We start from the raw sequence: 3,005 nt of genomic DNA, 5'->3' as shown, positions 1-3,005 counted from the left end.
GGGGACGCGGACGACGGGGCACGGCGCGAGGGCGTCCACGTCGGGTCCGGGGCCGGACGCGGTGGCCGGCGCGACGACGAGCGGGAGGTGACCGCGGTCCACGAGGTGCCGGGCGGTCTGGAGCGCGCAATGGGCCACGCCGTTCACGTCGGGGGGAAAGGACTCGGTCACGATGACGACACGCATAAGGGTGTTGTCGCCGCGCTGGACGTGCCCGCGTCAACGTGGATCTTTCCGGACGAGGAACGTCCCATGAGCGTTCCGCTGCGCACCCGAGCGGGTCAGGCGGCGTCCATGCGCGCCTGACCCGTGGGTCGTCCCCGGTTCACCCGGCGGGTGTGGCAGACCCCCGAGGCGCACGCCCGGGGAGGGCTCACACGGCTGCGGCTGAGGTGGGCACCGGGGCGGTCTCACATGGCTGCGGCGTCCGGTCCGATACGGCTGCGGACGGCCGTCTGGACCTCGGCCTCCTCGGCGGGGTCGGCGGCGAGCCGGCGCAGGCGCTCCACGACCCGGGCGTCGCCGGTCTCGGCGTGCCGGGCGGCGATCTCGCGGGTGGTCTCCTCGCAGTCCCAGAGGCACTCCACGGCGAGGCCGGTGGCGAAGGAGGGGTCGGTGGCGGCGAGCGCGCGGGCGGCGCGGCCGCGGAGGTGGGAGGAGGCGGTCTCGCGGTAGATGTGGCGCAGGACGGGCGCGGCGCAGGCGATGCCGAGCCGTCCGGTGCCGTCGACGAGGGTCCACAGGGTGGGCGCGTCGGGTCCCTCGCCCCGTACGGCCTCGCGCAGGGCCGCGAGCACGAGGTCCTTGTCCTGTGCCCCGCCCAGACAGGCGAGCATGCGTCCGGCGGCGGCGCCCAGCGGATCGGGCCGTCGGGCCCAGCCGCGAGCGCGGTCGACGGCGGCGATGCTGCGCATGCGTTCGAACGAGTCGAGGGCGGCCTCCACGACGGCCGGGGAGCCGGTGGCGACGGCCAGCTCGATCAGGTCGAAGGCGTCGGGATCATTGCTGTCGGCGAGATAGCGCAGCGCGGTGGCCCGGGCTCCGTCGGTGCCGTCCTTGGCCGCCGCGAGGATGTCGGAGCGGTCCTCGGGGCCCGCGACGGCGGCCAGACAGCGGGCGGCGGGCACATGCAGCGCGGCGCCCCGCTCGACGCCCTGCTGGGCCCACTCGAAGACGGCCTGCACGCTCCACCCGGGGCGGGGGCCGGCGGGTCGCATCTGGCGTTGCCAGCGGTCGAAGCAGCCGGCCTCCTGGGCGGCACGCACACGCGTGGAGACGGATTCGCGGGGATCGTCTGCCCACAGCCGCCATGGCCGTGGTTCGAAGGCGTCGCGGACGGCGGCGGCCAGCTCGGCCTCACCCTCGGGATCGGTCCCGAAGCGGGCGAGCACGGGCGCGGCGAGGGCGCGCAGACCGGCGTCGTCGTCCCGCAGCGCCAGTTCGTCCAGCGCCCAGGCCCAGTTGGAGCCCGAGGCGGCGTACCTGCGCAGCAGTTGGAGCGCGTCGCGCCTGCCGTAGGAGGCGAGGTGGCCGAGGACGGCGAGGGCGAGGCCCGTGCGTGACTCCTCGGTGTCGAAGACGTCGTCCACCTCGAAGAGGTGCGCCTCGATCTCGTCCAGCTCGCCGTTGAGGTCGAGGAAGAGACGGGCGTAGTACAGCGAGCGGTTCTCCACCTGCCAGTCGTCGCGGGGATCGCGCAGCACGCAGTGGTTCAGGGCCGCGAGCGCCTCGGCGCGCGGGGCGGTGAGCGCGTGCAGTGTGCCGTCGCCGCGGCCCCGCTGGAGCAGGCCGAGCAGCGTGCCGCTGGGCGCTATGACCGGATCGAACATGGGAAACAGCCTCACATCAAGCGTCGACGCAACCGGGGACGTGCATTACCTGGCCGCGTGACAACACGTCGGGGCGCCCGCCGTTTCCTGCTTGCTGTAAGCCATCTTCCTCTGCCTCTCGTCGGTGGCCCATGCGGACCCGCGTCACGGTCCGCGCGGTGCGGCATCACCTGCCCAACCATCACGTCCGTGAACCACGACGTCATGATGACTCGGCACTTCCGTCTGCCGCGACCGAAATTTCGGCGGCCCTGTACCGCCTCCCCCGTTGTCTGTGTCTTCGCTGGTCAGAACATGTGTGTCAGTGTGCGGCGAACAGTTCGAGCAGTTCTGTCCGGCCGAACATGCGGGCGGTGTCGAGGGCCGAGGGGGTGCCCTCGGCTGGATCGGCGCCGCCCTCCAGCAGGGCCTCGATGACGTCCGCGGCACCCTTGAAAACGGCACCGGCGAGGGGCGTCTGCCCCCGGTCGTTGACCCCGCCGGCCGCCGCGCCGCGCTCGACGAGCGCGCGCACCGCGTCCGCGTGACCGTGGTAGGCGGCGAGCATCACGAGCGAGTCCCCGCGGTCGTTGGTGAGGCCCGCCGGAACACCCGCGTCGACGTACGCCACGAGCGCCTCGGTCTGCCCCTGCCGGGCCAGATCGAAGATCTTGGTCGCCAGCTCCACGACCTCCGGGTCGGGGGCTTCAGTCATCGGCCGGACCGCCTCTCATACAACCGTTCAGGTGAATCGCAAGGGTACTGGCTGGCGCGGCAGATGACCCGAAGTGCCGGAGGTAAGGATCATCATGGCTCCACCAAGCCGGTGAAATCGTGAAATATTCATCCATTTGCACCTTTTGTCGTATGGATACATGCTGTGATCCTGGAAGTACTCATGGTGACTGTCCCCACAACCAGGAGCACCGCAATGATCCTCTCCATCTCCGGTGTCGTACTGCTCGGCATCGTCGTCTTCATCTTCTTCCGCAAGGACGGGCTCAAGGCCTCACACGCCCTGATCTCGGCACTGTTCGGCTTCTACCTGGCCAGCACCGCCATCGCCCCGAGCATCAAGGCCGGCGGCGAGAGCCTCGCGAGCCTCCTGGGCGGCATCAAGTTCTGACGCCGCCCCTCCCGTCCGTACGCACCACCAGGAGACAGCAGTGGTCCGCCGCTCCCTCCCCCCCATCCTGA

3 protein-coding genes and 1 pseudogene are annotated in these 3,005 nt (G+C 71.3%); 1 reads left to right on the top strand and 3 read right to left on the bottom strand.

Annotated elements, in window-relative coordinates; genetic code table 11:
• The 3 genes and pseudogenes from AOJ26_RS39505 to AOJ26_RS39495 form a co-directional block, all read right to left on the bottom strand.
• Positions 1 to 186: pseudogene (locus tag AOJ26_RS39505) on the bottom strand (glycosyltransferase family 1 protein); the annotation flags it as partial.
• Between the two features lie 224 nt (positions 187 to 410).
• Positions 411 to 1,829, bottom strand: coding sequence for a HEAT repeat domain-containing protein (locus AOJ26_RS39500; protein ID WP_053853165.1), 1,419 nt, complete (start codon positions 1,827 to 1,829; stop codon positions 411 to 413).
• Between the two features lie 301 nt (positions 1,830 to 2,130).
• Complete coding sequence (locus tag AOJ26_RS39495; protein WP_053853164.1) at positions 2,131 to 2,523, bottom strand: ankyrin repeat domain-containing protein; 393 nt, start codon at positions 2,521 to 2,523, stop codon at positions 2,131 to 2,133.
• A gap of 216 nt (positions 2,524 to 2,739) precedes the next feature.
• Here AOJ26_RS39495 and AOJ26_RS39490 point away from each other — a divergent pair, with 216 nt between their 5' ends.
• Positions 2,740 to 2,934, top strand: coding sequence for a hypothetical protein (locus AOJ26_RS39490; RefSeq protein WP_007380617.1), 195 nt, complete (start codon positions 2,740 to 2,742; stop codon positions 2,932 to 2,934).
• Positions 2,935 to 3,005 lie beyond the last annotated feature (71 nt).

This window comes from Streptomyces sp. NRRL B-24085, assembly GCF_001282115.1.
Classification (GTDB): Bacteria; Actinomycetota; Actinomycetes; order Streptomycetales; family Streptomycetaceae; genus Streptomyces.
Note: the sequence above shows the minus strand (reverse complement) of the source record. Positions and strands in the feature narration are given on the sequence as shown.

Excerpts from the sequence above, each read along its gene's own strand:
- AOJ26_RS39490 (WP_007380617.1), top strand. The coding sequence starts at position 2,740 with ATGATCCTCTCCATCTCCGGTGTCGTACTGCTCGGCATCGTCGTCTTC.
- AOJ26_RS39500 (WP_053853165.1), bottom strand. The coding sequence starts at position 1,829 with ATGTTCGATCCGGTCATAGCGCCCAGCGGCACGCTGCTCGGCCTGCTC.
- AOJ26_RS39495 (WP_053853164.1), bottom strand. The coding sequence starts at position 2,523 with ATGACTGAAGCCCCCGACCCGGAGGTCGTGGAGCTGGCGACCAAGATC.